Raw genomic sequence first — 23,357 nt, 5'->3', positions numbered from 1 at the left:
GGCCCGGCCTCGACTCCGCCTGCGGCCGCAGGCGGAGTCGAGGCTCAGGCGGACGGCGCCGGAGCGTGGGCCGGTAGGGTCACGGTGACCCAGAGCCCGCCCTCGGAGTTGGCCGTCGCGCGCACGGTGCCGTCGTGGGCGTGCGTGATGGCGGAGACGATGGACAGCCCCAGGCCCGCGCCCTCGGACGATGTGGTCCGGTCTGCGGGCAGCCGCCGGAACGGCTCGAACAGCCCGTCCACCTTGTCCTCAGGGACGTGCGGGCCGGAGTTGCAGACCACCAGGCCGCCGTCGGCGGACAGGTCGACGATGACGTAACCGCCCGCGTTGTTGTGCCGGATCGCGTTCTGTACCAGGTTGGCGACCAGGCGGGTGAGCAGCGTGTCGTCGCCTGCGACGACGACCGGCTGAGTGGAGGTGGTGAGGGTGATGCCGCGCCGCTCGGCGAAGGGGAGATGCTCTCCGACGACCTGAGTGACTACGGCGGCGAGATCCACCGGGTCCCGGTCGAGGAGTTCCTGTTCCCCCTGCGCGAGAACGAGCAGGCCCTCGATGAGCCGCTCGGACCTCTCGGTGGCGCGCAGCAGTTCGTCGCGGATCCGCGAGACCCGCTCGGCAGAGGGTTTGGTCAGCCCGACCTCGATCGCGGTTCGCTGGATGGCCAGGGGAGTGCGCAGCTCGTGGGAGGCATTGGCGACGAAGCGGCGCTGGCTCGCCACGGCGCGATCCAGCCGATCGAGCATCGCGTCGAAGGTGTCGGCGAGGTCCTTCAGCTCATCCTGTGGTCCGGTCAGCCCGATGCGTTCGTGCAGGGTGGACAGCGACAGGCGCTGGGCGGTGGCGGTGACGCGGTGCAGCGGGCGCAGGATCCGTCTGGTGAGCCACCAGCACACCGCGAACGCCAGCACTATCATCGCGGCGATGGCGATCAGGGCGAAGATCTGCTGGGTGCTTGCCACGTCCTTGTGGAGTTCCTCGTTCCCGTCGAAGATGCTGCGGCTCGGGCCGGCCGCCGCGTCGACGGGACTGGCCTTGGACGGCTGGTAGGGACCGGTCGAACAGGCAACGTCCGGGCGTCGCGGTGGACAGGGGATCGCGGAGACCGGTCCGGTGAATACGAAGTCGTTCAACTTGGCGTCGACGAACCGCTGTTGGAGCCATTGCACGCTGCTGAGCACCGCGAGGGTGATGATCGTGAACACACCGCCGTAGAGCAGCGTGATCTTGGCCTGCACCGAGCCGCTGATCACAGAGGCGAAGCGCCGCATGACCCGTACCGGCCTCATACCCTGTACCTGCTTCCTGGGACGGTGACTCGGTCACCAGTATCCGAGGTTCCATTGGTGCAGATCGCTGGTAAGGAGGCGGTGAATCCTCAACCGTGGCGTGCCGTGAGGGCTCTGCGGATCTCCTCCAGCGGGTACGGGGTCTGCCGGCTCTCGTTCTGCAGTTTGCGGTAGAAGTCGGTCACGACTGTGGCAAGCGGCGCATGGCGGGTCAGGATCGCCGTGGCCTTCGGCGGGCCCGCCGGAGGGGGCTTCCCTTCGGCGCATGCGCGTATCAGCAGCTCCCGTTCACTCCCCTTGTGTCCGTAAAGTGCCGTGGTCAGCCAGTTCACCAAGTAACTGATTGAGTACGCGCGATCGTACGTTCTGTGTGTGTTGAAGAAGTCGTACTCGGCGGGCGACAGGTCGAAGCGGGAGGAGAGAGCCAAGCCGAAGTCGGCGAAGTACAGGCGCCGGCCGTCGGTCAGGATGTTCTGGAAGTGGGCATCGAAGTGCAGGAGGCCGCGGTCGTTCATGAAGTATGTGCCGGCCTCGAGTTCCCGTTCCACGAGAGAGCAGGCAAGGTCGGCGGTCTCGTCACCGGCTCGAATCTGTTCGGTGAGCCACTCCTGCAGTGTCTGCGGGATGAATTCGAGGAACAGCACCAGGCTTGCCGAGGACTGTTGAAGGGCCTCGATGCGACGGCGTACCTCGGGCCCGCCTCCCCAGTAGGCGATGGCCCGTTCGACGCGCTCCCGTGAAAGGTTGAGTCCCGTGTCCGGCAGGATGCGCCAGTGATACATCAGGGGAAAGCCCTGGTACTGCCCTGCCAGCACCCAGTTCGTGGTCATGGTGTGGGTGGTGACCTCCCGCCACACCCCGAAACCGGGAGTGCCGATGCCGTAGTGGCAGTAGGCGGGGAGTCCGAACACGTTCGCCGTGGACCGGGTGTGCTCCGGCAGCCGTTCCATCTCGGTGAGGGGTACCCGCTTCACGAAGACCGGTGTGCCGGAGACCTCCAGCCGGGCCGGCCGCCCTCCGCCGACGAGCCCGAGTGGTTCGGCGGTGTCCACGAGTTCGCGCAGTCCTCGATCACTGTGCAGGTCAAGAGCCGTGGAAACGGTGCTGTATGTGGCCAGTCGGGCATCGTGCGACAGGCTTGGGGCATCGACTGCTGCGTGCATCGGTACTCCTGTCCCTCTCCTCGCAACCGACCGGAACGCGAATCGGCCGCCAGGCGAACCTGACGGCCGATCACGAACGGCCTTGCGTGCGACGCCGAGGGCGCCGTGGGCGCGCTCTAGTCGGTGGCTTTCATGGCTTCGATCAGGCTCTTGGGCCGCATGTCGGTCCACGATTTCTCGATGTACTCGAGGCAATCTTCCCGGGGCGCCTCGCCGAATACGGTCTCCCAACCGTCGGGTACATCCACGAAGACGGGCCACAGTGAATGCTGGCCTTCATCGTTGACCAGGACCAGATAGCTTGCGTCGGGATCCTCGAATGGATTGGGCACCAGGCTGTCCTTATTCCTCGACGAAAAGGGACCACAGCGACGAGCGGATCCACTGTGGCACAGGTATTCGCGACGCATCAAGAGCCGACGGTACAGGTGGCGTTCACCCACCCGTAGCGCCGGCCTTGTAGCCGTTCAACTGCGGCGTTTCGCACGTTGAACGGAGGCCGGTCGGCGTTGACGCAGCTGGGGTGCTGTGGTGCGTTAGTAGCCAGGTGCGGCGCAGGCGTATGCGCGGAATCAGTTCGCAGCGAGCCGGGTGCCTGCAAAACGGCAGCGTAAATTCCGTACAGGGGGGCTCAGATGCCTGACAGCCGAGACCGAGTATTTCTTCGATCGAATGCGATCATCGAACCGCTGGTGGACAGGTTCTATGCGTGGATGCACATCGTTGCGCCCGCTCAGGCCTCCATGAACCTGGCGAATGTGCAGGTGCCGCTGCTCGAGTCGTACCTCCAGTCCCCGCAAGTGCACATCGCGGCCAGCAGCAACCCCGCTCTGCGCGGCGGATACTTCGTCAACGTCGAGGAGTCGCGTGCGACGGAGGTCGCCGAGCTGCTGGACACGATCAAGCGCGAGCGGGCGGACATGCTCGCGTTCGCTGCCGCCGTGGCGGAGGCGGACGAGCTGCTGCGGCAGAACGCCACCGGCTTCGATCTCACACCGCTGTACCCGAAGCTGCCGGCGGCGCTGAACGGGTTGGTGGAGCTGGCCTACGACACCAGCAATCAGGCGTCCGTGCACCTCATCGAGCCGCTGCTCTACCACAGCAAGGCCTTTGACCGGCGCCGCCAGTCCGTCCAACTCTCCCTCGACGAGGGCGTGGAGCGGCCGTTCATCCTCAGCACCCCCCGGCTGCCCTCGCCCGACGTGTTGGATCTGCAGATCCCCTTCGACCACCCCGGTCTGGACGAGCTGATGAGGGCGCGGATCGAGGGCACGACCGCCGCCCACCTGCACGAGGCGCTCGAGCTCGACGGCGACCAGGCCGCCCAGCTGGACCGGCTGCTCGCCCCCGAGCCGAGCCTCGCACCTGACCGGCACATCGAAAACGGCGGCCGGATCCGCTACTTCGGACACGCATGCCTGGTGCTGCAGAGCCCGGAGGCCGCCGTCGTGGTCGATCCCTTCATCAGCACGGACAACCGTCACGGCGACCGCTACACCCTCGACGACCTGCCGGATCACATCGATCTGGCGCTGATCACGCACGGGCACCAGGACCACATCGTGCTGGAGACCCTGCTGCAGTTGCGCGCGCGCACCGACGCGGTCGTGGTCCCCCGCTCGTCGCGGGGCAACCTGTGCGACCCGTCGATCGGTCTCTACCTCAAGTCCATGGGCTTCACGGTGATCGAGGTCGACGACTTCGACGAGGTACCGCTGCCGGGCGGCGCCCGGGTGGTGGCCACGCCGTTCCTGGGCGAGCACTCCGACCTCGACATTCGCTCCAAGTCGACCTACTTCGTGCAGCTGGCCGGCCTGTCGGCGTTCATCGGCGCGGACTCCTCGGGCATCGACCCGGTGCTGTATCAGTACATCCGCTCGCACCTGGGCGGCGTCGACAAGGCGTTCCTGGGCATGGAGTGTGACGGCGCCCCGCTGACCTGGCTCTACCAGGGACTGCTGACACGGCCGGTGACCAAGAAGATGAGCGACTCGCGCAAGTTGTCGGGTTCGAACGCCGAGCAGGCAGCCGCGATCATGACGGAGCTCGGAGCCGGAGAGGCGTACGTGTACGCCATGGGCGAGGAGAGCTGGCAGGGCCACGTCATGGCGACGACGTACACGCCCGACACCTTCCAGATCCAGCAGATCGAGGAGTTCCTCACCTGGTGCAAGGCGCAGGACGTCCACGCGGAACACCTGTTCAACAAGCGCGAGTGGCGCTGGTAAAGGGGCGCGACGATGCCATTTCTGAAGTCCAACGGGATTCGGCTCGCCTACCAGCGGTCGGGGCGGGGCGACGAGACGGTCCTGCTCATCATGGGGTCGGCCGCGGCCGGCCACGCATGGGACATGTACCAGACGCCGGCGCTGCACCGGGCCGGTTATGCGACCGTCACCTTCGACAATCGCGGGATCGCGCCGTCGGACGCCCCGCCGGGCAAGTACGCGCTGGCGGACCTGATCGCCGACACCAAGGGGCTGATCGAGGCGCTGGACCTGGCACCGTGCCGGATTCTCGGCACCTCGCTGGGCTCGCTGATCGCCCAGGAACTCGCCATCAGCGAACCTCACCTGGTCCGCTCCGCGGTGCTCCTGGCCACCCGCGCCCGGTCGGATGTGCTGCGCCGGGCGCAGTCCGCGGCGGACCGGGCCCTGCTGGAGAGCGGCGTCACGCTGCCACCGAAGTACCGAGCGGTCAGCTCGGTGCTCCACATGCTCTCGCCGGACACCCTCAACGATGAGGCGACGGTGGCTTCGTGGCTGGAGATCTTCGAACTGGCCGGCGGTGACGGGGAAACTGTCGCCGCAGGCCAGCAGTGGATCGACACCAACCAGGACCGCCGATCGGCGCTCGGCAGGATCACTGCTCCCTGCCGCGTCATCACCTTCGGCGATGACGCCGTCACACCGCCGCACCTCGGCGCGGAAGTGGCAGCCGCCATCCCGAACTGCGACTTGGTGGAGATTCCGGGCTGCGGGCACCTTGGACATCTGGAGCGCCCGGAGCCGGTCAACGAGGCGATTGTGGAGTTCTTCGACAAGTACTGACCCATGAGCCATGCAGTTGGCGGGCCGGCGACGCAGTGGTGCCGACCCGCCAACGAGCGTTCTGGCACCGGCTCATGTGGGCTCAAAGCCTGTAGCCGCTTCCCGGCACGGTGACGATGACGGGCGGATCGCCGAGCTTGGAGCGGAGTTTGCTCATCGTCACCTTGACGACCGTGGTGAACGGGTCCGTGTACTCGTCCCAGGCCCGCTCCAGCAGTTCCTCGGTGCTGACGACCGCGCCCCTCGCCCGCATCAACACCTCAAGCACCGCGTACTCCTTGCGGGACAGCGCCAGGTAGCGCCCATCGCGGGACGCCTGTCGGCGCGCCGTGTCCATGCTGATGTCGCCGCACTCCAACACCGGGGGCAGCGGCGGCCCGGCGCGGCGCCCGAGCGCGCGGACCCGCGCCACCAGTTCGTCGAAGGCGAAGGGCTTGGCCAGGTAGTCGTCGGCCCCCAGATTCAGTCCCGTGACCCGGTCGTGCACCGCGCCGGAGGCGGTCAGCATCAGGATGCGTACCCGCGACCCGAGCTGGGCCACGGTGCGGCAGATCTCGTCGCCGTGCACCCGGGGCAGGTCGCGGTCCAGTACCAGTACGTCATAGTCGTTGACGGCGAGGCGCTCCAGCGCCGTAGCCCCGTCATAGGCGACATCGACCGCCATTGCCTCATCGTGCAGTCCCTCGACCACCAGGTCCGCCAGGAAACGCTCGTCCTCGGCCACCAGAATTCGCATGCTCAAGATTGGCACAGATCTGCGTTGCCGCGGCAGTGTGCAAGACCCGTCAGGATTCGTCCGACGGCTGTGCGGTCGGAGGTTCGGAGGCGTCCGCCGCCAGCGACATCAGCAGGTCGTTGAGCTGGGTGACGAACGTGGCTGGCGTCTCGATCCGGGCGCCCGTGGCAAGGACCGCCTGGTCGAACAGGACGTGTGCCCAGGCGGGCAGGTGCGGGTCGTCCAGCCCGCGGTTGAGCCGCTCGACCAGGACGTGCCGGGGGTTGATTTCGAGGATCGGCTGGTTGGGCAGCCCTGAGCCGCGCAGCCGCTGCACTGCGGTGAAATCGGTCTCCGCTCCGTCGGTGACGATGCATGCGGGGGAGGTCGTCAGGCGGCTGGTCAGGCGTACGTCCCATGCCTTGCCCGCGAGGTGCGCCTTGAGTCGGCCAAGGAGCGCGGCGTAGTCGGAGTCCGCCTGGTCGGCGGCCTCCTTCTCGGCCTCGTCCGCCAAGTCGCCGAAGTCGGGCGGCCCCTGGGCCACGGACTGCAGATGCTTCCCCTGGTACTCGCGCAGCGGGCCGGAGACGACGAAGCCGTCCACCGCCTCACCCAGCAGGAGCACCTCGATACCCTTGGCGCGGAATGCCTCAAGGTGCGGGCTGGTCGCGGCGGCGGCCGGGCTGGGGGCAAGCAGGTAGTAGATCCTGTCCTGGCCCTCCTTCATCCGGGCCACGTAGTCGCTGAGCGAGACGTCGGCGGCTTGCGTCTCCGAGCGGGTGGAGGTGAAGCGAAGGAGCTCGGTGATGTCCTCCCTGTGGGGAGGGTCGTCGGCGATGCCCTGCTTGAATACGCTGCCGAACTGCGCCCAGAAGTCGGCGTACTTCTCCGGCTGGTTGTCCGCCAGTTCCTTCAGCAGCTTCAGGACCCTCTTGACCGCACTGGAACGGATATGGGCGACAGCCTGGCTCCCCTGGAGAATCTCCCGGGAGACATTCAGTGGAAGGTCGGCCGAGTCGATGACCCCGCGCAGGAATCGCAGGTAATTCGGCAGCAGCTGTCCGGAGTCCTCGAGGATGAACACGCGCCGGATGTGCAGACGTATGCCGTCGCGCGCCTGCGGGACCCAAAGGTTGTGCGGCGCGCGGGACGGGATGAACAGGAGCAGCGTGTACTCGTACCGTCCTTCGACCTTCGTGTGCAGATGGGCGAGCGGATCGGAGAAGTCGTTCGTGAGGTGCCGGTAGTAGGAGTGGTAGTCCTGCTCGCTCAACTCGCTCTTCGGGCGCGCCCACAGGGCCGACGCCTGGTTCACCGGGGCCTCGTCCTGATCCATCACGATCGGCTGGCTGATGTGGTCCGAGTACCGCTCGATGATCGAGCGAAGCCGGTGTTCGTTCAGCAGCTCGTCCTCGCCCTCGCGCAGCTCGAGCACGATGGTGGTGCCGCGCTCGGCGCGCTCGACGGCCTCCAGCGTGTACTCGCCCTTGCCGTCCGACGACCAGCGCACGCCGTCGGACGCGGGCAGCCCGGCCCGCCGCGAGGTGAGCACCACTCTTTCCGCGACGATGAACGCGGAATAGAAGCCGACGCCGAATTTGCCGATCAGCTCGGAGTCGCGGCGCTGGTCCCCGGTGAGCGTCCGGATGAACTCGGCGGTGCCTGAGCGGGCGATGGTGCCGATGTTGGCCATCACTTCCCGGCGGCTCATGCCGATGCCGTTGTCGGCGATGGTGATCGTGCCCGCGTCCTTGTCGAACGTGACCCGGATCCGCGGCGCTTCGTCCTGCTCGTCACCGGCCGGTTCCGGGTGGGAGTTCCGTTCGAACCGGAGCCGGTCGATGGCGTCCGACGCATTCGAAATCAACTCGCGTAGAAAAATGTCCTTGTTGCTGTAGAGCGAATGGGCCATGAGGTCCAGAATCTGCGCGGCCTCGGCCTGAAATTCATGCGTCTCCGTATTCGCCTGCAGTGCCATTGCTTTCCCTTCGTGTCAGGTTGCGGGAACTGCTGAACAGCCACGTTTTCCGAGATGTTCGGCGAACTTCATCCAGTTCTCGGCGTACTGCCGGGCCAGGTCGGCCGTCGTCCGGGTGCAGTGCTCCGGCACTGTGTCCAGCAGCTCCGGCCACTCGCTCATCACGTTCATGTTGTGGTGAAGGAGGCGCAGCAGCTCGCGGCCGACCTGTTTGTGGCGCAACGAGGGATCACGCATCAGCATCTGCAGTGCGCGTCCGGGGTCGATCTTCACCGGGGCTTCCCGGCGTTGGCTGCGTGACGGCGCCGCCTGCTCCGGGGCCGGCCGGACCGGGGGGTCGGCCCCGGGTACGGAGTGCAGCGTTCCTGCCGGAGGTTCGCCGGCCGCGAGCCGCCTCTTGACGTCGGTGACCGTAGCGGGTGAGATGCCGGCGAACCTGGCCACCTCGCGCAAGGAGGCGTCTGGACGTTCGGCCAGCACCTGGGCGGCTCGCCGGCGGCCCTCGACGCTGCTCAACGGGCGGACCTTGCCGTCGATTCCGACGCGCACCTGCGGCGCGGCAGGCGCGAGGCGGCCGCGGAGGGTGGCGATCGTCTTGGCCCCCAGACCGGTGGCACGTGCGATCGCCCGATCCGACATGTGTCCATGAGAGACGAGGATCCGATCCGCCGCGGTGCGGCGATCCGCAAGTGACAGCGGAAGACCGTGAGTGGAATTGGCCCGGACGGCAAATAAGAAGGCGTCTTCTCTGCTACCGTCGAAGAATACTGCTGCGATCTTGGTATCGCCTCGCAGGACCGCGGCGAAGACGCGATGCACCCCGTCAACCACCTGCATGGTGTGCCTGTTGACGATTATCGGAGGCAGCGGACCTTCGGTTTCTGCCAAGCGAATGATATGCTCCCGGTCCTCGCCCTCGATGCGCGGTGAATCACCCGGACGTAACGCTGAAATCGCGACCGTGACGATTTCCTGTTCGTGTTCTGCGGAATGCTCATGTTCCTGTTCCTCGAGGTCGTCGGACGACCGGCGCGGAACAGGGGAAACGATGCTGGTGTCGAACTGCTGCAATGCGATCACCTCGCGTGTGGGCGGCTGCCATTTCGCGTGGGGGTGCGGAAAGGGTGACGCGACCGGCAAGCGGTTGGCTGGTTTTCCGGTGATGGTGGTCCGCGGCGGGACACGGAAATGCGGGCACGTTCAGCGGTAGGCGAGCGGGGGACCGGCGTCGTCCTGCGGCGTCGGTACCGGTTCAACTCGCCGGCGCTGCGCAGTCGTCCTGGTCTGCGGCGAGTTGAGGTGAGGGGAGCGCCCGCTCGTCCAGTGCCTGCGCGAATGCCTGCCACTTGTCCGCGTTCTGCTGCGCCAGCGCGATGACCAGGGCACCGCAGTGCGACGGCACGGCGTCGGCCAGTTCGAGCCACTGGTAGTGCCCCACGAGGTTCTTCCGCAGCGTGCTCACCAGCCGTCTGCCCAGGTCCGCGTCGAGGATGGCGGGATCGTGCAGCAACGGTTTCAGCAGGGATATCGGCTTCTGCTGCTTCTGCTGCTTCTGCTGCTTCTGCTGCTTCTCCTGCTTCTCCTGCTTCTCCTGCACCTGGATCTGCGGAGGCTCGGGGGCCGACTCCGGCGACGACTCCAGGGCGATGGCGGTCGTCCTCGGCGACTCGCCGACGACGTCCTCGCCGGCGAGGACCCGCTTGCGCACGTCACTCGCCGTCGCCGGCGAGATCCCGGCACGGCGTGCCACTTCCCGCAAGGAGGCCTGCGGGTTCAGGGCGATCACCTCTGCGGCCCGGTGCCGGCCTGCCGCCCGGTCCACTGCCCGGGCTCTGCCGTCCCTGCCGACGCGGACGTTCAACTCCGCCCCGGACGCAGTTGAACGCCGGATGACGGCCACGCTCTTGGCGCTCAGCCCGGACGCCTCTCCGATCATGCGATCGGACAAGTGGGGATGGGAGGCGCTGAGTCGCGCTGCCGCCGCACGTCGGTCGGCCAGCGACAGCGGCAGGCCGTGTTGTGTATTTGATTTGATGGCGAGCAGAAAGGCGTCGTTCCGTGATAAATTCACGACGCGTGCCTCGATGGTTTTCCGGCCTTTGAGGATGGTCGCCAGGACGCGATGCACGCCGTCGATCACCTGCATATTCCGCCCGTTCACCAGTATGGGCGGAAATGGTGTCTCGCTCTGCGCGAGTTGCTCGGTGTATTTCTTGCTCTGCCCCACCAGGCGAGGTGATTCGCTGAACTGCAGTAGCGCTATGGGTAGTTCCGAAACTTCTTCTGGTAGAAGCTCCAGATCCCCCTCGGCATCTGCCGATAAGTTTGCCGACTCGAGGTTAATCCCGTTCGTTCCGTGCTCAAGGCTACTCAAACCATCCCCCGGTAGTGAAGTTTGAGCTGACAGGGGTAGGCACCCGCGAGCCGACACAGCTACTGGCCGCCCGTACGTGATGTACGTAGGCGGCGGATTCGCGTGAATGCCGGAATGGAGAGGTTGTGCCAAAAAAGAAAGGCCGTGGCTAGCGGAACCTGCAGCACGCACTGAAAGAATGCGGCCGACCGCTTCTCGCAACCCAGTGAAAACCTCTCACCACAGCGCGGTTACCCCCGTTCGCTCCCGCCCCTGTTTCGTCCTTCATAGGCTAGCTTGTGGTGTTGCGATGTCAACCAAGTGAGATATGCGGCCAGCGGGAAAACAGATCACAATGTGTGGACCCTGTGATTCCGGCAGGAAATGGAATATCATCATCCGCTCCAGTGTCCGAACCGGTGCGAAACACGTCACCAGGGCAGTTGCCCGGACATTGGATGTTGAGTGCCCCCGCGCCTTGTCCGCAGCATCCTCAGCCGTTTACTGCCAAGGAAATGGATGCGGTCACCATGGAAAGTGCTCTCGTGGTCGGTACGGGTCTGATAGGGACCTCGGCCGCGCTCGCTCTGAAGGCCCGCGGCGTGGCTGTGCATCTGCGGGACGCGGATCCTGCCGCAGTGAGGATCGCGTCCTCGCTCGGCGCCGGCACGGTGGAGGCCCCGCGGCAATCCGTGGATCTGGCCGTCGTGGCCGTGCCCCCGGCGCTGGTGACCGACGTCCTCGTCGGTCTGCAGGCCGACGGCGTCGCGCGGCACTACACCGATGTGGCCAGCGTGAAGTCCGGCCCGCAGCAGGAAGCTCTCGCCCGGGACTGCGACACCGCACGCTATGTCGGTGGCCACCCGATGGCGGGCAGTGAGCGCAGCGGCCCCCTCGCCGCCCGTGCGGACCTCTTCGTCGGGTGCAACTGGGTCCTCACCCCGACGCCCGACGCCGACACCGAGACGCTGAACACCACGCTCGAACTCGTGGCCCTGTGCGGGGCCGTGCCCGTGGTCATGGAGGCAGACGTGCATGACCGGGCGGTCGGCCTCGTCTCGCACGCTCCGCACGTTGTGGCGAGCCTGGTCGCAGCTCTCCTGGAGCGGGCCGAGGAGCGGGCAGTGCGCCTCGCGGGCTCGGGCGTCCAGGACCTCACCCGCATCGCGGCTGCGGACCCGGGATTGTGGGTGGACATCCTCGGCGCCAACGCACTGGTGGTGGCCGACCTTCTCGAGGAGCTGTCGGGCGGAATGGACGACGCCGTCGCGGGTCTGCGCGCCATGGCGGCCACGGACGAGGAGAAGCGTGAAGGCGGCGCGCGTACGGTCGAGGACCTGCTGCGTCGCGGCCGGTCGGGCCGCGCCCGGATCCCCGCAAAACGCGGCATTCTGCCGGAGCAGTACGAGACGGTGACGATCGAGATCGGCGACCAGCCGGGCGAGTTGGCCCGGCTCTTCACCGATGCCTCGCGCGCCGGCGTCAACGTCGAGGACGTACGCCTCGAGCACTCGGCCGGCCAGCCGGCCGGGCTGGTCCATCTGAGCGTGGCCCGGGATCTGATGGACGTGCTCACGACGGAACTCCGCAACGGCGAATGGCGACGGCGCTGAAGCGTGTTGAACGAGGGGGCCCGCGTCGGGCTGTGGTTGAGCACTTCTGTGCCGGGCCGGTGCAAGAGCTACGATCCCCGCACATGGTGGCTGGGCAAGGGGCCCAGATGTGTTGGGGGGTACGTGTGGCTTCTGGACGTGTGGTGCGGTTCGACAGCTCGCGGGGTTACGGCTTCATCGCTCCGGACGGTGCTGGGGAGGACATCTTCCTGCACGTGAACGACCTGCTGATTCCCGAGGCGTCTCTGCGCTCGGGGCTGGCGGTCGAATTCGAGGTCGAGGACGGTGGGCGAGGGCTGAAGGCCTCGGGTATCAGGCTTGCTCAAACCGCCGACGGGGCCGACGCTTCCGCGGCGCCGACGCTGTCGGTGCCCAGCGGGAAAGGCGGGACGGTCACGTCGGAGGACGGCGACGATTCGATGTGTGACGTGCTCACGGGTGTGGAGTACACCAGGGAGATCACCGAATTGCTGCTGAAGGCGGGACCGTCTCTGACGGCGGATCAGGTTTTGCAGCTCCGCCAAGAATTGGTGAAATTCAGCGAGAGTCACGGATGGATCGAATGGTGAACCCAATGGCGCTCACAGCGAGTTGATCATTGGCTGCCACGGCCACCGCGTCTGTCGTCCGTAGGGGCGATCATGATTGCGGTGGCCGTCCTCGTTTCCGCAGCCACCTCCTGACCTGCCGAGGCGCATTAAGGATCAAGGCGTGCGGCTGCCGTGACCATCAATCCCCGAAAGGTCACCGGGGGGTGTTCAAGTGCGTACCGCGTCAGTTGGACACGGTTGTGCAGTTGTACGGCCTTGTTCTTCGGAAACGTGACACGTCATAGTGCGTCGGGCCTTGGGTCAGCAGGAATGGCGCTGGTGACGCGCCAAATCGGTATTGAGCCCGCCCGGGAGGCAATACATGGCTGTGCATGACGTCGCATACGTTGAGCTGTATACGAGCAAGAAGAAATCGGTCGTCGACTATTTCGTCTCATCGATGGGGTTCAGGCAGACCGCGGAGTCGGTGGGCGTCGACCGGAGTTCCGCGCTGCTGCAGCAGGGCAGCGTGAAACTCGTGGTCACCACGGGGCCGGCCACTTGGGAGTTCCTCGGCACGCACGGGGACGGTATTGCCGATATCGCGCTGGCCTGTGACGACGTCGACCAGAGCGCGCGGTCGGCGGTGGCTGCGGGAGCCTCGATGACTGCTTCCACGAAGGACACCCGGACGGTCTCCGGATTCGGCGGCGTCGTGCACACCCTCGTTTCCCGCACGCACGGCTCGGGCCTGTTCGGCGGGCCCGACTGGGCCGCGCTGCCGGACGGGTCGAGCAGTCCGGGCACCGGCCGAATCCAGTTGCTCGACCACATTGCGATCTGTGTGGAGGGCCGCTCGCTCGCCGGCTACGCCGACTTCTACAGCGACGCCTTCGGGCTGTCCCGCTACTCCTCCGAGTACGTGGACGTCGGCGAGCACGCCATGGACTCCGTCGTGGTGCGCAGTTCGTCGGGCCGGGTCACCTTCACGCTCGTCGCACCCGACCAGCAGAAGGGCACGGGCCAACTCGACGCCTTCCTCGAGCGGAACAGCGGCCCAGGGGTGCAACACCTGGCGTTCCTGGTGGAAAGCATCGTTCACGCGGTCCACGAGTTCGGGGACCGGGGCGTGGAGTTCCTGGACGTTCCGGACAGCTACTACGACGGCCTGGCCGAACGCCTTCCGGGGCTGCGGGCGGAGATCGACGTGCTGCGCTCGGCTCAAGTGCTGGCGGACCGCGATGAATGGGGCGATCTACTGCAACTGTTCAGCCGCTCACCGCACGAGCGCAACACGCTGTTCTACGAGCTGATTCAGCGCCGCGGCTCCCGCGGCTTCGGCGGCGGCAACATCCGCGCCCTGTACGAAGCGGTTGAGCGCGACCGGCTGGCCGCCGAATGAACGATGGTGGCAACGGAGCGGACGGCACGTTGACCCTGGCCGACTACGCCGAGCTGGCCCAGCGGCGCCTGGACCCGGAAGTGTGGGACTTCGTCACCGGCGGAGCGGGCGACGAGCGGACGCTCGCCGACAACACGGCGGCCTTCGACCGGGTCCGGCTCCGCCCGCGGGTGCTCTCCGCGGTGACGCGGCCCGCCCTCAGCACCCGGATCCTCGGCCGCACCTGGGCTGCGCCGCTGGGAGTCGCGCCCGTCGCCTACCACACGCTGGCCCACTCCGACGGGGAGGTGGCCACGGCCGCGGCGACCGGGGCAGCCGCAGTCCCACTCGTCGTCAGCACCTTCGCCGGACGTGCCTTCCACGACATCGCGGCCGTCACCACGGCCCCCCTCTGGCTGCAGCTCTACTGCTTCCGCGACCGTGGCGTGACCCGCGCCCTCATCGAACGCGCAGTGGAGGCGGGCTTCGAGGCGCTGGTTCTCACCGTCGACACCCCCCGCCTCGGCCGTCGGCTGCGGGACGAGCGCAACGGCTTCCGGCTGCCGCCCGGGATCGAACCGGCCAATCTCTCCGGTACCGGCTACTCCGCACCTGGCGAGCACGCACGGGAGGCGTTCGACCCGGCTCTCGACTGGACCGTCGTCGAGTGGCTGCGCGCCGTCAGCCCGCTGCCCGTCCTGCTCAAGGGCATCCTGACCGCCGATGACGCCCGCCTGGCAACGGAGTCGGGCGTGGACGGGATCATCGTCTCCAACCACGGCGGCCGCCAACTGGACGGAGCCGCGGCCACACTGGACGTCCTGCCCGAAGTCTCCGCGGAGGTCGCCGGCCGCTGCGCCGTGCTGCTGGACGGCGGCGTCCGGCGTGGCGGCGATGTCCTGGCAGCTCTCGCACTCGGGGCGGACGCGGTGCTGATGGGCCGCCCCGTGCTGCACGGCCTGGCAGCGGCGGGGCGGGACGGTGTCGCGGACGTGCTCGGCATCGTGACGGAGGAGCTGGCGGAAGCGATGACACTCGCCGGCTGCCCCTCGGTCGCCGACGCCGGCCCCGAACTGGTCTCGGGAAGCGCTGTGTCCGCCCCGGAGATTGGTGGGCGTTCCGCCGCCACCGAGCGATCGCGTCCGCATGTCTCCGGGCTGCTGAGGGAGGAGCTGCACGGAAGCGTCTCCGACCCGGTGCTGGACACGATGAACTTCCTCAACGAGATCACACACCGCTACCCCGACGCGATCTCCTTCGCCCCCGGCCGTCCGTACGACGGCTTCTTCGACTCCGAGCAGCTCTTCACGCACATCCGTCGCTACATGGACCACCTGGCCGCCACCGGCAGTTCTCCAGCTCAGGTCCGCGACACACTCTTCCAGTACGGCCCCACCAGCGGGCTGATCCGCGGGCTCATCGCCGATTCGCTGCGCTTGGACGAGAGCATCGATGTGCCGGCCGAGTCCATCGTCGTCACCGTGGGCTGCCAGGAGGCGATGCTGCTCGCTCTGCGTGCCCTGATCGCCGGCCCGGACGACGCCCTGCTCGTCTCCAGCCCCTGCTATGTGGGGATCACCGGTGCCGCACGCCTGCTCGACATCGAGCCGACCGCGGTCGAAGAAGGCGCCGACGGGTTTTGCTGCACGGCTCTCGAAGCGGCCATCATGACCGAACGCGGCCGCGGCCGCCGCCCCCGCGCCTTCTACGTCATCCCCGACCACTCCAACCCGTCGGGCAGCGTCATGACGGTGGACGAGCGGCACGAACTGCTGAAGCTCGCCGCCCGCGAGGACCTGCTGATCCTCGAGGACAGCCCCTACCGGCTGGTGAGCCCGGGGCGGCAACTGCCGACACTCAAGTCGCTCGATCGCGACCGGCGCGTGGTCCAGCTGGGCTCCTTCGCCAAGACGCTCCTGCCCGGTGCCCGGGTGGGCTACGCGGTCGCGGACCAGCTCGTCACGGATCCCTCGGGCAGCACCTGCCTGCTCGCCGACGAGCTCAGCCGGATCAAGAGCATGGTGACGGTTAACACCTCGGCGCTCAGTCAGGCCGTGATCGGCGGAATGCTCCTCGCCGGCGAGGGCGGCGTCACCAAGCTCAACGTCGACACGGCGTGCCACTACGGAGAAGCCATGAAGGCCACCCTCCGAGCACTCGAGGCCTCGATCACCGAAGCCGAACGGCAGGAACTGGGCGTGAGCTGGAACCGTCCCAGCGGCGGCTTCTTCCTCACCGTCACCGTCCCCTTCCTCGCCGACAACGCCGCACTCGCGCGCTCGGCCGAGGAGTTCGGCGTCATCTGGACGCCCATGTCGTACTTCTATCCGCAGGGCGGTGGGGAGCGCACGCTCCGGCTGTCCGTGAGCTACCTCTCCCACGCCGACATCCATGAGGGAACCGCTCGCCTTGCGCGGTTCATCAGGACGGCGGCCTCGCACTGAAAGGACGACAAGTGCTCACTCCCGTACAACGTCTGCTCAGCAAACCCCGCATGTGGGGGTGGACCTTCCGATGACCGCCACGATCGTCCACCCGGCCGGTGGAGACCTGCCGGCTCCTGTGGAGCCCCAGCCGAAGCCCCTCGGCAACTTCAGCCGCATCATCGGTGTCGGCACCGCCGTGACCGAGTCCTCCTACTCGCAGCGCGAGCTGCTCGACCGCTTCCGGATAACGGATCCCAGGATCCGCTCCGTGTTTCTCAACAGCGCCATCGAGCGGCGACACCTCACCCTCCCGCCCTCCGGTACGGCCGAGCCCTTCCTCCAGGAATCCCAGGGCGAGTTGCTCGGCAAGCACAAGCAGCTCTGCCGCGACATGGGTGCGCGGGCCGTGCGCGCGTGTCTTGCGGACGCGGGCATCGACCTCGCCGACGTCGACTACCTCTGCTGCGTGACCACCACGGGATTCCTCACGCCCGGCCTCAGCGCGCTGCTCATCAAGGACATGGGCATCGGTGCCGGATGCAGCCGCGTCGACGTGGTCGGAATGGGCTGCAACGCGGGTCTGAACGCCCTCAACGCCACGGCGGCCTGGTCCATGGCACACCCCGGACAGGTCGCCGTCCAGCTCTGCGTCGAAGCATGCTCCGCCGCATACGTCATGGATTCGACCATGCGCACCGCGGTCGTCAACAGCCTCTTCGGTGACGGAGCCGCCGCCATCGCCCTATTCGCCGATACACCCGACGCCGCCGGACCCATGCCCGGGGAACTGCCGGCGGACCGCGCAGGCTCCTCGGCAGGACCGCGCCTGCTGGGCTTCGCCAGCCACCTCATTCACGAGGCGGTCGATGCCATGCGATACGACTGGGACGACGCCGAGCACAAGTTCAGTTTCTACCTGGACCCGGACATCCCGTACGTGGTCGGGGCCCATGTGGAACGCGTGGTGGACCGGCTCCTGGAGGACACGGGCCTGCGCCGCAGCAGCATCGCCCACTGGCTCGTGCACTCCGGAGGCAAGAAGGTCATCGACGCGGTCCGCATGAACCTCGGCCTCACCCGCCAGGATCTGCGGCACACCACCGGGGTGCTGCGCGACTACGGCAACCTGTCGAGCGGTTCGTTTCTGTTCTCCTACGAGCGGCTGCTTCGAGAAGGCCGCGTCAGGGCGGGTGATTTCGGCGTGCTGATGACCATGGGACCGGGGTCCACGATCGAGACGGCGCTGGTCCAATGGTGAGGGCGGAGCAGGTGCCGGAGGCGACGAGACTTCGGCTCGACGGCGGACGACCGCCGTCGCCCGAGGCCGTCGCCGCGGTCAATGCCGTTTGCGACCGCGCCGAGGACACCGGCGGGAGCAGCCCGGTGATCGTCGAGTTGGCCGGCACCCCGGGCCGCGGGTGGACCGGTGAGCTGACAGTGGGGCTGGTCAGCAAGTGGGAGAGGGCCCTGCGCCGGCTGGAGCGGCTGCCCACGACGACGATCGCGGTTGCCGACGGCGACTGCGGCGGCCTCGCTCTCGACGCCCTGCTGGCCACCGACATCCGTATCGCCACCCCCTCGCTGCGGTTGGTGCCGGTCATGGCCGACGGAGCCACCTGGCCCGGAATGGCGCTGCACCGGCTCGTCCAGCAGGTGACAGGCGCTGCGGCCGTCCGCCGTACGGTGCTGTTCGGCACCCCGCTCGATGCCGTGCGGGCGCTGGAGCTGCACCTCGTCGACGAGGTGACGCTCGACACCGCGGCCGCGGTGTCGGCGGCCGCCGAACTCGCCGCGGGGTTCGCCGGAACGGAGCTGGCCATCAGGCGACAGCTGCTGCTCGATGCCCACACCGTCCCGTTCGAGGAGGCGCTGGGGGCCCATCTGGCGGCCTGCGACCGGGAGTTGCGGCGGACCTCGACCGAGGCGGCGACATGACCGGCACCGTCCCGGCGCCGGTGCAGCCGGCGCGTACGGGGGAGATGCGGACGAACCTGCCCGGTGCGCGCGCGGCGCTCGCGCGCGCGGCACAGCAGTCGGCGGCGCAGCCCCCGGAGCGGATGAGGGCGCTGCGCAGTGCCTTCCTCGACACGCATGCCGACGCCGTCTACGCCGAGCTCACCGCGGGCCGCACCCGCCGCCTGCGGCTGAGCGAGCTCGCCGCCGCGGCGGCAGACGCGTTCCCCGGGCTCGTCCCCACCGCTGCCGAGCTGGCCGCGGACCGCGCGCGGGCGCAGGCGCAGAAGGTGGGTCACGAGATCGACCTGGGCATCTTCTTCTGCCGGATCCTGCGCTCACCGCGCTCCGGCGGTCACTTGGTGGACGCCCTACTGCACCCCACGGCACGGGCCCTGGAACTGCTGCCCGAGTTCACCGCCACCGGGCAGGCGGACCTCGGCTCCGTACGGCTGGAACGCCGCGAAGGGGCCGCCCGGCTGACGATGTGCCGCGACGACTGCCTGAACGCCGAGGACGACCGGCAGGTCGACGACATGGAGACCGCGGTCGACCTGGCCCTGCTCGACCCCGGGGTCGAAATCTGCCTGCTGCGTGGGGGAGAGATGACCCATCCCCGCTATGCGGGCAAGCGGGTGTTCAGCTCCGGGATCAACCTCAAGAGCCTGCACGCCGGGGACATCTCGCTCGACAACTTCCTGCTGCGCCGCGAGCTCGGGTATCTGCACAAGATCTGGCGTGGCATCCGCGTCGACGACGGCGCATCCTGGCACTCGCCCGCCCGGGCCAAGCCGTGGGTCGCGGCCGTCGACTCCTTCGCCATCGGCGGTGGCATGCAGCTGCTGCTGGTCGTGGACCATGTCCTCGCCGCCTCCGACGCCTACCTCAGCCTGCCCGCGGCCCAGGAGGGCATCGTCCCCGGAGTCGCCAACCTGCGGCTGCCCCGGTACACGGGGCCGCGCCTGGCTCGCCAGATCATCCTGGAGGGCCGCAGGATTCAGGCGGCCGACCCGGAGGCCCGGCTCCTCGTGGACGAGATACACGCACCGAACGAGCTGGACCGTGCTGTCGAAGACAGCCTCGACCGACTGCGCGGGCCGGCTGTCGCTGCGAACCGGAAGATGCTGAACGCCGCCGAAGAGGACATCGACGTGTTCCGGCGCTATATGGCGGAGTTCGCGCTGGAGCAGTCGATGCGCACGCACAGCGCGGATGTGATCGGCAAGGTCGGCCGTTTCTCCGCCCGGGGCGCGTCCGGCACGTCAGCAACGTCAATAGGGAAGGCGCCGAGGTGATTTCGGCCTTGGGGCCGTGATTGCGGAATCAGGCCGGCTGCATTGCCAAGACGGCCCTGACCCGGGATTGAATCCGGGGCAGGGCCGTTTGGCGTTTGCGCGCGGCGCCACACCCTATTGCGGGCGGGCGGCCAACTGGTCGACCAGCGACTCGGCAAGGGAGGCCGCAGTGGGAAACTCCCAGAGGGCGTTGGGGTCGATCTCAAATCCCACGTGGTCCTCGACCGTGGCGAGAAGAGTGATGGCCTTGATGGAATCCAGGCCGTAGGAGGACATGGGTTCGGTCGGGTCGACGGCTGCCTGCGGCAGCCCCAGCTCCTCGGCCAGCCGGCCGCAGAGCCACCCCTGGAGTTCGGTGTAGAGCTCGTCGGCTCTGGCATCGCGCATGTGAGTCCTTCGGGTGAGTGAACCAGTGCGTCGTGGCCCCGTGGGCGTCGCGAGCAAGGCCGCGGGACGCTAACGAGGGTCCTGGTAGAGGGGGGTCAGCAGACCCTGGTGGAAGAGGTCCCGCATCGCCGCGCGGCGAACCTTGCCGCTCGTGGTGCGCAGGACGCTGCCGGGCTTGAGCAGAGCCACGCTGTCGACGCTGATGCCGAACTCGCGCCCCACGGTGTGCCGGATGCCGGCCGCCAGGGCGACCAGTCCCTCGTGCTGCACGCTGCGCACCTCGTGCGTGACGACGACCATGGAATCGTCGCCCTGCGCGTAGCCAGGACCGCCGAACACGACGCCGACGTTGCCCAACTCGGGGTGCTGAGCGCGCAGTTCCTGCTCCACGTCCTGCGGGTAGATGTTGCGTCCGTGCGCGATGATCACATCCTTGAGCCGTCCGTGCACGTAGAGCTCACCGTCGTGCAACACGCCGATGTCGCCGGTGCGGAGGTAGCCGCCGTCGCCGTTCGCGGTGACGGCGTCGAAAGTCTCCGCGTTGTCGTCCCGCTGCCAGTAGCCGGGGGAGATGCTGCGACCGCGCAACCAGATCTCTCCCAGGGAGCTCTCCGGGAGCACCTCCCGGGACGTCGGGTCGACCACGCGGACCTCCGCTGCGGCGGTGGGGATGCCGCAACTGACGATCTCGCGCGCCTGGGCCGCTCCGTCGGCAGGGGTGAACGTGCCTTGCGCGAGCGCGTCGAGGTCCACCTTTCGGGTCACGGGTGGCCGGCCCGGGTGCCCGGAGACGAACACCGTCGCCTCGGCAAGGCCGTAGACGGGAACCATCGTCTCCGGGCGGAATCCAGAGGCCGCGAACTTGGTGATGAAGCCGGAGAGGATGTCCGGAGCGATGGGCTCCGAGGCGCACCCGGCCAGGTCCCAGCGAGACAGGTCCAGTTCGGCCGCTTGCTCCTCGCTGACCTTTCGTGTGCACAGCTCGAAGGCGAAGTTGGGAGCGAACGAGACCGTCATGTTCTCGCGCTCGATCAGCTGCAACCAGCGCAGGGGACGGCGGATGAACGCCAGCGGTTCCATCAGCACGCTTCTGTCGCCGCGCAGCAGCGGCCAGAGGAAGACGTTGAGCCCCATGTCGTGGTACAGCGGCAGCCAGCCGCCCGAAGGCCCGCGCCACCGGAGCGCTCGCATGCCCTCGCCGCCGTTGTACAGCAAATGGTCGTGGTGGATGACCGCGCCCTTGGGGGTGCCGGTCGATCCGGAGGTGTACTGCAGCAGGGCCGTCGTCGACCGGTCCAGCCGTGGGGGCGCCCAGGCCTGTGGATCACCGAATCCGGGCTCGTCGCCGGCGGCGGTGCGGATCGTGGTGACCCCCATGTCCTTCATCCACGTGTGGACCTCTTCCAGGTCCCGGGACGTGGTCAGCGCCGCGGCGGCGCCGGAGTCGGCAGCGACTGCGGCGAGCCGCTTGCGGTGGTGCGGATGGCGGCCCGGAAGCGGTGCCGGGACAGCGATCATCCCCGCGTAGAGGCAGCCGAAGAAGGCCGCGGCGAACTCGAGTCCGTTGGGGTGGAGCAGGAGCACGCGGGATCCTGCGGGGACGTTCTCCTGCAGCCATGCGGCGCGGCTGCGCGCCTCCTCGTCGAGCCGGGCGTACGACCAACGCACCAGGCCGCCGGTGAGGTCGTCGGGGTCGGCGAGGAACGCGACCGCCTCGGCGGTCGGCCGGGCCGCCACCTGCTCACGGAACAGCGTCACCAAATCGGGTGCGTCGGCCAGGGCTTGCCACATGGGATCGTCCTCCGCGACTGACTGGGGTGTGGACCGTGACGGACAGGCTCTCGAGGGGGCTCGAGAGGGTTCTGGGTGCGGTTCTTGACGTGCGTGATCGGATCCTCAACCGGCGTGGACGCCGTCGAAGTCGACCAGGAGGCGTGAAGGACCGCGCAGGTTCAGGTTGCGTTTGTAGCTGACGCCGTCGTCCCGAAGCCGCGGCCGGATCAGGAAGGTGCTGAAGAGTTCGAGGGCGATGGCGACTTCCAGGCGGGCCAGGCCGGCACCGAGGCAGAAGTGCGCGCCTGCCGAGAACGCCAGATGGGCGGGGGGCGAGGGACGTTCGATGTCGAACCTGTCCGGGTCGCGATACACGTCGGGGTCCCGGTTGGCGGCCCCGAGCAGGAACAGCACCGTGTCCCCCGGTCGGACCTCGGCGTCGCCGAGCGTGCCGTGCCGACGGGCCACCCGAGTGGTCATCTGCACCGGCGCGTCATAGCGCAGAACTTCTTCGACGACGGCCGGCGCCAGCGTGGTGTCGGCCCGCAGCCGGTCGAGCTGCCCGGGATGGCGCAGCAGGGCGAGGATCGCGTTGCCGATCAGGTTCACGGTCGTCTCGTGACCCGCGTTGAGCAGGAGTACGCAGGTTGCCAGGACGTCGTCGTCATCGAGACGGTGCCCGTCCTCCTCGACCTGCAGCAGGTGCGAGATGAGGTCCTGCCGGGGAGCGCTCCGGCGCTCCTCGATCAGGCGCCGGAAGTAGTGGACGAATCCGGCGCGGGCCCGCCCGGCCTCCGGCGTCATTCGTCCGGTGGTGCCCAGCGGCGGATCCAGCGCCGTCGCCAGCTCGGACGACCAGTCCTGCAGGAGCTGACGATCCTCGAACGGGACGCCCAGCAGCTCGCAGATGACCCGCAGTGGCAGCGGATAGGCGAGGTCGTCGATGACTTCGAGCGTGCCGGCCTCGGCGGCGGCCCGGAACAGGTCGGTCGCGATCTCGCGGATCCACGGCGCCATGCCGTCGACCTTCCGCCGCGTGAACGCGCCGGTCACCAGCCGCCGGTAGCGGGTGTGGTCCGGCGGGTCGAGGTGGAGGAAGTTCCGTGTCCGCGGCCCTCGCGGAGTGGGGGAGAGCGGAGCCCGGTCCCGGGCCGCGCTCATCGTCTGGTCACGGAGCAGAGCCGAGCACTGGTTGTGCCGCCCCACGACGAGGAGACCGTCGAAGGGCGTATAGGGCGATCGCCGGCGCAGCTTCTCCAAGGAGGGGTACGGATCCTCCCGGTTGCCCGGATCGGTCAGGTCGGCGATCTCCCCCGGCAGCGGAGGCCGGCCCGGCTGTGCCGAATCCCCATTTCCACCGGCGGTTCCGACCATCACAGAATCCATTCTCATCGAAGTCGACGATCGCCGACAGTACCCGTGCGCCGGAAACTCGGGAATAACGTGTGTCGGCG

At 68.0% G+C, this 23,357-nt stretch carries 19 protein-coding genes; 9 read left to right on the top strand and 10 right to left on the bottom strand.

The features are described from left to right. Nucleotides 1-44: 44 nt before the first annotated feature. The 3 genes from OHA73_RS02705 to OHA73_RS02695 all read right to left on the bottom strand — a co-directional run bounded on the left by OHA73_RS02705 (nucleotide 45) and on the right by OHA73_RS02695 (nucleotide 2,781). Nucleotides 45-1,286 carry a sensor histidine kinase gene (locus OHA73_RS02705; protein ID WP_267072300.1) on the bottom strand — a complete coding sequence of 414 codons (1,242 nt, stop codon included), beginning with the start codon at nucleotides 1,284-1,286 and terminating at the stop codon, nucleotides 45-47. An 89-nt stretch (nucleotides 1,287-1,375) separates the two neighbouring features. Continuing rightward, the gene (locus tag OHA73_RS02700; protein WP_267072301.1) at nucleotides 1,376-2,449 is read right to left on the bottom strand and encodes a serine/threonine-protein kinase; all 1,074 of its coding nucleotides are present in this window, start codon (nucleotides 2,447-2,449) and stop codon (nucleotides 1,376-1,378) included. A gap of 116 nt (nucleotides 2,450-2,565) precedes the next feature. Continuing rightward, entirely contained in the window at nucleotides 2,566-2,781 is a 216-nt protein-coding gene (locus OHA73_RS02695) for an MbtH family protein (protein ID WP_323187306.1), read from the bottom strand. 303 nt (nucleotides 2,782-3,084) lie between these two features. Between OHA73_RS02695 and OHA73_RS02690 the strand changes: the two genes are divergently transcribed. Together OHA73_RS02690 and OHA73_RS02685 are read left to right on the top strand one after the other, a co-directional pair. Then, nucleotides 3,085-4,677 (top strand): MBL fold metallo-hydrolase, encoded by a 1,593-nt coding sequence (locus OHA73_RS02690; protein WP_267072302.1) that lies wholly within the window; start codon nucleotides 3,085-3,087, stop codon nucleotides 4,675-4,677. 12 nt (nucleotides 4,678-4,689) lie between these two features. Then, nucleotides 4,690-5,499, top strand: a complete 810-nt coding sequence (locus OHA73_RS02685) for an alpha/beta fold hydrolase (RefSeq protein WP_327654020.1) — start codon at nucleotides 4,690-4,692, stop codon at nucleotides 5,497-5,499. A gap of 82 nt (nucleotides 5,500-5,581) precedes the next feature. On the opposite strand, the gene OHA73_RS02680 is transcribed toward OHA73_RS02685, so the two are convergent. From OHA73_RS02680 to OHA73_RS02665, 4 genes are all read right to left on the bottom strand, one after another. Further along, entirely contained in the window at nucleotides 5,582-6,235 is a 654-nt protein-coding gene (locus tag OHA73_RS02680) for a response regulator transcription factor (RefSeq protein ID WP_266717759.1), read from the bottom strand. A 49-nt stretch (nucleotides 6,236-6,284) separates the two neighbouring features. Then, entirely contained in the window at nucleotides 6,285-8,192 is a 1,908-nt protein-coding gene (gene htpG / locus OHA73_RS02675) for a molecular chaperone HtpG (protein WP_327654019.1), read from the bottom strand. 15 nt (nucleotides 8,193-8,207) lie between these two features. Then, complete coding sequence (locus tag OHA73_RS02670; protein WP_327654018.1) at nucleotides 8,208-9,263, bottom strand: ParB/RepB/Spo0J family partition protein; 1,056 nt, start codon at nucleotides 9,261-9,263, stop codon at nucleotides 8,208-8,210. A gap of 181 nt (nucleotides 9,264-9,444) precedes the next feature. Then, nucleotides 9,445-10,419: a ParB N-terminal domain-containing protein gene (locus OHA73_RS02665; protein ID WP_327654017.1), complete on the bottom strand. Its 975-nt coding sequence runs from the start codon at nucleotides 10,417-10,419 to the stop codon at nucleotides 9,445-9,447. 641 nt (nucleotides 10,420-11,060) lie between these two features. Here OHA73_RS02665 and OHA73_RS02660 point away from each other — a divergent pair. The 7 genes from OHA73_RS02660 to dpgC all read left to right on the top strand — a co-directional run bounded on the left by OHA73_RS02660 (nucleotide 11,061) and on the right by dpgC (nucleotide 19,743). Next, nucleotides 11,061-12,158 carry a prephenate dehydrogenase gene (locus tag OHA73_RS02660; protein WP_267072307.1) on the top strand — a complete coding sequence of 366 codons (1,098 nt, stop codon included), beginning with the start codon at nucleotides 11,061-11,063 and terminating at the stop codon, nucleotides 12,156-12,158. Between the two features lie 107 nt (nucleotides 12,159-12,265). Continuing rightward, nucleotides 12,266-12,727 (top strand): cold-shock protein, encoded by a 462-nt coding sequence (locus OHA73_RS02655; protein WP_267073021.1) that lies wholly within the window; start codon nucleotides 12,266-12,268, stop codon nucleotides 12,725-12,727. A gap of 343 nt (nucleotides 12,728-13,070) precedes the next feature. Further along, entirely contained in the window at nucleotides 13,071-14,090 is a 1,020-nt protein-coding gene (hppD, locus tag OHA73_RS02650) for a 4-hydroxyphenylpyruvate dioxygenase (protein ID WP_267072308.1), read from the top strand. Between the two features lie 29 nt (nucleotides 14,091-14,119). Next, entirely contained in the window at nucleotides 14,120-16,513 is a 2,394-nt protein-coding gene (locus OHA73_RS02645) for an aminotransferase class I/II-fold pyridoxal phosphate-dependent enzyme (RefSeq protein ID WP_327654016.1), read from the top strand. Nucleotides 16,514-16,583: 70 nt separating this feature from the next. After that, nucleotides 16,584-17,753, top strand: a complete 1,170-nt coding sequence (dpgA, locus tag OHA73_RS02640; protein WP_267072310.1) for a 3,5-dihydroxyphenylacetyl-CoA synthase DpgA — start codon at nucleotides 16,584-16,586, stop codon at nucleotides 17,751-17,753. After that, on the top strand, nucleotides 17,747-18,430 hold the full coding sequence (gene dpgB, locus OHA73_RS02635; protein ID WP_327654015.1) for an enoyl-CoA-hydratase DpgB: 684 nt from the start codon (nucleotides 17,747-17,749) through the stop codon (nucleotides 18,428-18,430). Before dpgA ends, dpgB begins: the two co-directional genes overlap by 7 nt. Next, nucleotides 18,427-19,743, top strand: coding sequence for a (3,5-dihydroxyphenyl)acetyl-CoA 1,2-dioxygenase DpgC (gene dpgC, locus OHA73_RS02630; protein WP_327654014.1), 1,317 nt, complete (start codon nucleotides 18,427-18,429; stop codon nucleotides 19,741-19,743). The genes dpgB and dpgC overlap by 4 nt, the downstream gene beginning before the upstream one ends. 114 nt (nucleotides 19,744-19,857) lie before the next feature. On the opposite strand, the gene OHA73_RS02625 is transcribed toward dpgC, so the two are convergent. The 3 genes from OHA73_RS02625 to OHA73_RS02615 form a co-directional block, all read right to left on the bottom strand. Next, nucleotides 19,858-20,130 (bottom strand): acyl carrier protein, encoded by a 273-nt coding sequence (locus OHA73_RS02625; protein WP_267072313.1) that lies wholly within the window; start codon nucleotides 20,128-20,130, stop codon nucleotides 19,858-19,860. Nucleotides 20,131-20,199: 69 nt separating this feature from the next. Then, complete coding sequence (locus tag OHA73_RS02620; RefSeq protein ID WP_327654013.1) at nucleotides 20,200-21,921, bottom strand: fatty acyl-AMP ligase; 1,722 nt, start codon at nucleotides 21,919-21,921, stop codon at nucleotides 20,200-20,202. A gap of 105 nt (nucleotides 21,922-22,026) precedes the next feature. Further along, a complete protein-coding gene (locus OHA73_RS02615) occupies nucleotides 22,027-23,277 on the bottom strand; it encodes a cytochrome P450 (RefSeq protein ID WP_327654012.1) in 1,251 nt (416 codons plus the stop codon). Nucleotides 23,278-23,357: the final 80 nt, after the last annotated feature.

The sequence above is a fragment of the Streptomyces sp. NBC_00483 genome, from assembly GCF_036013745.1.
In the GTDB taxonomy this organism is placed as follows: domain Bacteria; phylum Actinomycetota; class Actinomycetes; order Streptomycetales; family Streptomycetaceae; genus Streptomyces.
Note: the sequence above shows the minus strand (reverse complement) of the source record. Positions and strands in the feature narration are given on the sequence as shown.

Bases quoted from the DNA above. Each gene is read 5' to 3' on its own strand.
- OHA73_RS02705 (WP_267072300.1), bottom strand. From the start codon at position 1,286: ATGAGGCCGGTACGGGTCATGCGGCGCTTCGCCTCTGTGATCAGCGGC.
- OHA73_RS02700 (WP_267072301.1), bottom strand. From the start codon at position 2,449: ATGCACGCAGCAGTCGATGCCCCAAGCCTGTCGCACGATGCCCGACTG.
- OHA73_RS02690 (WP_267072302.1), top strand. From the start codon at position 3,085: ATGCCTGACAGCCGAGACCGAGTATTTCTTCGATCGAATGCGATCATC.
- OHA73_RS02685 (WP_327654020.1), top strand. From the start codon at position 4,690: ATGCCATTTCTGAAGTCCAACGGGATTCGGCTCGCCTACCAGCGGTCG.
- OHA73_RS02680 (WP_266717759.1), bottom strand. From the start codon at position 6,235: ATGCGAATTCTGGTGGCCGAGGACGAGCGTTTCCTGGCGGACCTGGTG.
- htpG (WP_327654019.1), bottom strand. From the start codon at position 8,192: ATGGCACTGCAGGCGAATACGGAGACGCATGAATTTCAGGCCGAGGCC.
- OHA73_RS02660 (WP_267072307.1), top strand. From the start codon at position 11,061: ATGGATGCGGTCACCATGGAAAGTGCTCTCGTGGTCGGTACGGGTCTG.
- OHA73_RS02655 (WP_267073021.1), top strand. From the start codon at position 12,266: ATGTGTTGGGGGGTACGTGTGGCTTCTGGACGTGTGGTGCGGTTCGAC.
- hppD (WP_267072308.1), top strand. From the start codon at position 13,071: ATGGCTGTGCATGACGTCGCATACGTTGAGCTGTATACGAGCAAGAAG.
- dpgA (WP_267072310.1), top strand. From the start codon at position 16,584: ATGACCGCCACGATCGTCCACCCGGCCGGTGGAGACCTGCCGGCTCCT.
- dpgB (WP_327654015.1), top strand. From the start codon at position 17,747: ATGGTGAGGGCGGAGCAGGTGCCGGAGGCGACGAGACTTCGGCTCGAC.
- dpgC (WP_327654014.1), top strand. From the start codon at position 18,427: ATGACCGGCACCGTCCCGGCGCCGGTGCAGCCGGCGCGTACGGGGGAG.
- OHA73_RS02625 (WP_267072313.1), bottom strand. From the start codon at position 20,130: ATGCGCGATGCCAGAGCCGACGAGCTCTACACCGAACTCCAGGGGTGG.
- OHA73_RS02620 (WP_327654013.1), bottom strand. From the start codon at position 21,921: ATGTGGCAAGCCCTGGCCGACGCACCCGATTTGGTGACGCTGTTCCGT.
- OHA73_RS02615 (WP_327654012.1), bottom strand. From the start codon at position 23,277: ATGGTCGGAACCGCCGGTGGAAATGGGGATTCGGCACAGCCGGGCCGG.